Here is a 5,704-nt window from a genome sequence, read left to right on the forward strand (position 1 = left end):
AAAATCATGGAGATTTTCCTGCCCCGGATATGATGCATCGCTTTTATCGGCAGGGTGAAAATATTTTGATTGTTGAATATTGCCTGGCCTTGAACAATCCGTGACACCGGTTTTGGTAAAAGCCTCATGATACTGAGAGCAGTGACGCTTTTGCCACATCCGGACTCTCCTGCGATGCCGAGTATTTTGCCTTTTTTAAGTTGAAAATCTACCTGTTCAACAGCCTGGACAATTCCAAGTTCCGTGTGAAAATCAACCACCAGATCCATGACATCTAAAATGATCTGATCAACCATAGCTGCTTACTCCACCTTAAATCGTTCATCCACAATAACAATCGGTTGAAAAACCTTATCCTTTTTCAAGGCATTGAGGGTTTCATCCTTTCTTTCGGCATTCACCCAAAAAAGGCCGCCGGTTGTGGATGAAAAAGGATCAAACAGGCTGTCGGATCGTTTGGTTCCATGAAAATCAGGAAGTTCAAGCCATCTCCAATACCCCAGCCGAACATAGGGAACCATAAATGTCGGCACAAAGGCTCCGGTTTCATGAATGAACTGCTGTATCTTTAATGACAGTTCTATTCTTTCATCTTCATTCAGACTTGCCCTGTATTTATCAATCAATTCATCCAGCCCGGGATCATCCGTGTTGGTAATGTTATTGGTCTGCGGCTTATGGGCATTGTCGGAATGCCACCCCTGCCAATAGGAGGGTCTTATGTTGGTACTCCATCCCATCCATGCGACATCATGATTTTTTTCCAAGAATTTTTTAAACATTGCAGTGGAATCCAGTCGTTCAAGCAGTAATTCAACCCCTGCTTTTAATGCATCTTCTTTCAGCACCACAAGTCTTGGCGTATGTTCCTCATAACTGTATGTGACCTTAACAGAAAATCTTCTCCCTTTTCTTTGCCAGATACCATCACTTCCCCTTGTCCAACCGGCAGATATCATTAAATCTTGAACTTTTGCAATATCATAAATCCTTGGTTTTATCGTGTAGTTGGTATATTGCCCATACCCGAAAAATGCCTGGGCCAGCCTGAAATAATCTTTCCTTAATACATTGTTTATAACCTTTTCAATATTCATTGCATGGGCGAATGCATAACACAGGCGCCTGTCTTTGAATATTTCCCTATCCTGATTAAGCCACATCCCCTGTGCGGATCTCTCCTGATCATTAAAAAACCATATTTTATTGATATATCCCTCTTGAAACAGAGAAATATTAGATTTTTCATGCCAATATTTGGGCATTGTCAAACCAAAAACATCCAGTTTCCCTTTTTTAAAATATTCCCATTGAAGATTAAAATCCCGGATCACATCAAACACGACAGCATCAACATTGAAGCGGTTTTTTAAAAATTTCTTGTCTCTAGCCCACCAGTCTTTTTTTCTTTTGAATTTGATAAATTTTCCTTTTTTGAAATCATAGATCTGATAGGCCCCGGTATTGGGAACAATCTTCCAATTATATTTTTGGACAAATGTTTCATCAAGTGTTCCAAAATAATGCTTTGGTGTGGGTGAAATTCCTAGTTTCAAGTGAAGATCCGGCACGGCTTTCGTGCTTTTTACCCCAATGGTATGATCATCATAGACAATGACCGCTTCTATTTCTTTTGTGTAGTAATCATTATACCAGGGAGCAATAATATGTTCAGACCGCATAAATTCAAGGGCATATACATAGTCCCATGCCGTAACAGGCTCACCGTCCGACCATTCAGCATCTTTGGAAAGCTTGAAGTACATGGTTTTCTTATCATCTCCAAAGGCCCAGCGTGTGGCAAGCTCAGGAATAATATTGTCTGTATTGGGATGAATATTAATCAGGGATAATTGATTGTCTAAGATTGCACTTCTGAACGAGCCGTTTGAATCCGGTCCCACCACCCTGAACGTCATGGGAAAACTTGTGATAGCAGAATGAAGGATTCCGCCTTTTAGTGCCCTTTTAGATGAAAAAACCGGATCTGATTCATTGGTCAGCCATTTAATATTATCCGGCAAAACAGCATATATTTTTTCCTTGGTCGTGACAATAATTTTTGAGCCTGATTCTGACCCGGATTGCTCTTTTTGCCTGCTTTTTTGTGTATCATTGTCCCCACAGCCTGCCAGACAGAAGCAACACAGCAATATCAGGGCGAACATCATTAGTTTAAATTTCATTGCTTTAGCACTTCTACCTTTCTCTTCCTTCTCTAACAATATCCACTATTTCCTGCATCGTAATATTGGCTTTAATTGATGGAACATCTAAAGTGTTATTTTTTTTTATAATTTAAACCCAATTCGGTAGCAGTGATTTTAAGTCTTCTGTCAACAGTCCACAACTTTACTTGGCCTAATTGAGCTGATGCTAAAAGATGTATATCGACGAAACCGATTCCTCGGCCATTTAATTGATTTTTATCAATAAAATATAGATATTCATTAAATTTAATTTTAGGAGCCATCGGCAAGGCTTGTAATAAAGAAATAATTTCTTTTCGATTTTTTATATTCCCACATGCCAATTCACCTATGATATGGGTGTGGCACATCACATCACCGTCAAAGAGCAATTTTTTTAAATGCTTTTCACTGCTTCTAAGGTGGTTGATCCATAAAGAAGTATCAACAAGAATCATATTTTTTCTTTCATTGATCTTCGTCGTGGAATAGAGCGTAATTCTTTTTCTGTGCCCCCAAGCTTGGCAAGTCGTTTGCTGCTTTCGCGCGCAATTAAAGCCTCAAGACCAAGCCGGACCAAAGAAGTTTTTTCTTTGATACCTGTTAAAAAAGATGCTTTCTCCAGCATTTGATCATCTATGTTTAATGTGGTTCTCATATGCATATATATGCATTATTTATGTGCGAATGTCAACTGACTTATTGAATTCACCCAAAATAATCACGGTGCAGCTGCCGTGAAAGTTAAGTTCACCGCTTTGTCCGAGTTACAATAAGTTCAACTGGCCAGCTGTACTATGGAAGGTCTATAATTTGTCTGAAAGGGTCATAAACTCCATTCTCAACCTGATAATGGGGGAAGAGCTATTACATATTTCAGCCTTCATGATAGCCAAAGGCCCCAACTATAGGAGGAATAAAGACGAATTTACTCCTCCAAAAGTTGGGATATTATTTTATCACTATTTTTTTCTTCTATTAATTCCTGCAAGACCCAAGATGCCAAGACCCAAAAGGAACATTGTTGCAGGCACTGGGACAGCCGCCGCGGTTATTTCGGGATCGGCCTCAGAGTACCATATCTGATTGTTCGTATCTCCTGAGACCGCGTATGCTAACTGTACCGGATTACCCAGAGTTACTCTGTTCCATATGAGGTAAAAATCATCGTTATCGTCGCCCCCTCCAACAATTCCGTTAATGTCATCGACGACCCCACCCACCATTGATACGGCCGGATTACTATATATTGCGTTAATGAATCCTATCTCTGATATCCCGTAAGTGTATCCATTGATCATCAGATCTATAGATATTAAGGATGTGATAGGATCCGTTAGTGAGTCAGCCTCATATAATAGGGTGCCGGTCACCGGTGATGTCGGGGGCGGAATGGACATTCCACCTGAATTTTTCATATCAAATGAAAACTGCATCTCAATTGGTGTGGCCCATACTGTCACCGTTAAGCTCCAAACTGAAAAACCTAATAAAAACATTAACACATATCTGAATAACCTTTTCATTTCAGACTCCTCTTTATAAATAATTAAAAATCAGCATTTTTAATTCACTCTATTTTATCGACAAAGGTGCCGGTCACAGTATATAAATTCATAATTGCTCTATATTATCTTAATTCATTGCAAGAAACATACCAACACTATTTTGGAGATATATAAAACATTACAACCGTCTGAACTCATTGGCAAATTTCTATAATTTAAAAAAAACTAATTAATCAAGAGTATTAATCAATTTGAAAATTTTAAAATTAGGTAAATAATGTAATAAAATTAGGTAAATAATGTAACACTTTTAGGAAAACAATTACCTATTTTGCACTCGGCTTCCCTGGAGTGTACAAGTAAATCTTGACCCTAAAAATATTATCATATAGCATGGGCGTTGAATCATTATTATATTCGTCTTTAAGGTATAGACGTATTTTGCGAGGATAATTAAGTTTAATATGGATATTGCATCTTTTATAGGTATTATTTCCGGTCTTTCGTTAATCATCAGCGCTATTTATATCGGCGGAGACCTTCACAATTTTGTAAATGTTCAGGGCCTGATGATCGTATTTGGCGGGACCATTGCCACAACCCTGATTACATTTCAGTTCAGGGATGTTCTTGCCGCGTTTAAGGCAGCTTATTTTGTTTTTTCAAAAGATAAAGATGATCCCAATGAAGCCGTGGCAACCATGATCAAGCTCAGTCATATCAGCAGACGTCAGGGGCTTCTGGCACTCAGTAAAATTAAAACAGATTCCCTTTTCTTAAAAAAAGCCTGCGGCCTTCTGGCAGACGGCTCCTCCGAGGAAGTTATTCGCGCGGCATTAACTACAGAGATTCAATCTCTTCAAATGAGGCATTTTATTGTCCAGGATGTATTCAGAAAAATGGGGATATATGCTCCGGCCTTTGGAATGCTCGGGACTTTGATCGGTCTTGTTCAAATGTTGAGCAGGCTCCAGGACCCCTCAAATATTGGCCCTGCAATGGCTGTTGCTCTGCTGACCACTTTTTACGGTTCTTTATTATCAACTTTGTTTTTCCTGCCCATTGCAGGAAAACTTCGATCCAGAACCGTTATTGAAATTATCAATCTTGAAATCAAACGGGAAGGTGCCATTTCAATTATCAATAACAACAACCCGGTTATTATTTACGAAAAACTTTCCAGTTTTATTTCCTCAAGATTGCGCAAACCCCTTGTTAAGATGAATCTAAAACAGGAAAAATGAGAGACAATACCTATAATAGCACGTTTATCACATATGATGATGAGGCGACATGGCTTGTTACCTATGCAGATCTCATGACCATTATGCTTGTCTTTTTTGTTCTGCTGTACACCCTTTCTTTTTTTGAAAAAGAAAGATACAAACGTACCATTGAAACCATTAAAATTCGGGTGGAAAGCAATGAAAATCTTATTGGTTTAATGGAATTGATGGAAATACCTGAGAGCGTTGATACACAGATCACCATTGAAGATGTTACAGGCCTTCGTTCACGAGAAAAATCATTATTCGAAAATATCACTAAGTTTGCACGATCAAGCAAACAAAAGCAAAATATATCCACCAGAATTCTGGATGGTAAAATTATTGTGAGCATAAAAGGAAAAGCATTGTTCAACTCAGGTTCTGCCGCTTTAAACAACACAGCCATATCCATTTTTGATGAAATTATCCTAATTTTATACGATTATCCGGAATTTAACATTAATATCAAAGGCCATACAGATGATTCTCCCATTTCCACGGCTATTTTTCCTTCGAACTGGGAATTATCAGCTGTTCGGGCCACCACTGTGTTAAAATATCTTATTTCAAAAGGGGTTAACCCCCAACGACTTACCGCCACCGGATATGGAGAAATCATGCCCCTTTTACCCAACACGTCTGAAGAAAACAAAGCCCAAAACAGGAGGGTAGAATTTGTTCTGGAAAAAAAAACAACCCAAAACTGACACCCTGACTTATGAGTCAAATGATCAGAGGA

7 protein-coding genes are annotated in these 5,704 nt (G+C 38.7%); 2 read left to right on the top strand and 5 right to left on the bottom strand.

Annotation, left to right across the window (positions count from 1 at the left end):
• The 5 genes from K8S13_RS14115 to K8S13_RS14135 all read right to left on the bottom strand — a co-directional run.
• Window positions 1-296 (bottom strand): ATP-binding cassette domain-containing protein (locus K8S13_RS14115; RefSeq protein ID WP_291463406.1); only part of this gene is annotated, 296 nt, incomplete at its 3' end.
• A 6-nt stretch (window positions 297-302) separates the two neighbouring features.
• Entirely contained in the window at window positions 303-2,186 is a 1,884-nt protein-coding gene (locus tag K8S13_RS14120; protein WP_291463416.1) for an extracellular solute-binding protein, read from the bottom strand.
• 95 nt (window positions 2,187-2,281) lie between these two features.
• Window positions 2,282-2,647 carry a PIN domain-containing protein gene (locus K8S13_RS14125; RefSeq protein ID WP_291463407.1) on the bottom strand — a complete coding sequence of 122 codons (366 nt, stop codon included), beginning with the start codon at window positions 2,645-2,647 and terminating at the stop codon, window positions 2,282-2,284.
• Window positions 2,644-2,847, bottom strand: coding sequence for a type II toxin-antitoxin system VapB family antitoxin (locus K8S13_RS14130; RefSeq protein WP_291463408.1), 204 nt, complete (start codon window positions 2,845-2,847; stop codon window positions 2,644-2,646). Before K8S13_RS14130 ends, K8S13_RS14125 begins: the two co-directional genes overlap by 4 nt.
• A gap of 304 nt (window positions 2,848-3,151) precedes the next feature.
• Entirely contained in the window at window positions 3,152-3,715 is a 564-nt protein-coding gene (locus K8S13_RS14135) for a PEP-CTERM sorting domain-containing protein (protein WP_291463411.1), read from the bottom strand.
• Window positions 3,716-4,161: 446 nt separating this feature from the next.
• Between K8S13_RS14135 and K8S13_RS14140 the strand changes: the two genes are divergently transcribed.
• Together K8S13_RS14140 and K8S13_RS14145 are read left to right on the top strand one after the other, a co-directional pair.
• Complete coding sequence (locus K8S13_RS14140) at window positions 4,162-4,941, top strand: MotA/TolQ/ExbB proton channel family protein (RefSeq protein ID WP_291463413.1); 780 nt, start codon at window positions 4,162-4,164, stop codon at window positions 4,939-4,941.
• Window positions 4,938-5,672 (top strand): OmpA family protein, encoded by a 735-nt coding sequence (locus K8S13_RS14145; protein WP_291463414.1) that lies wholly within the window; start codon window positions 4,938-4,940, stop codon window positions 5,670-5,672. The genes K8S13_RS14140 and K8S13_RS14145 overlap by 4 nt, the downstream gene beginning before the upstream one ends.
• The last annotated feature ends 32 nt before the right edge of the window (window positions 5,673-5,704 follow it).

It is taken from the genome of Desulfobacula sp., from assembly GCF_021107415.1.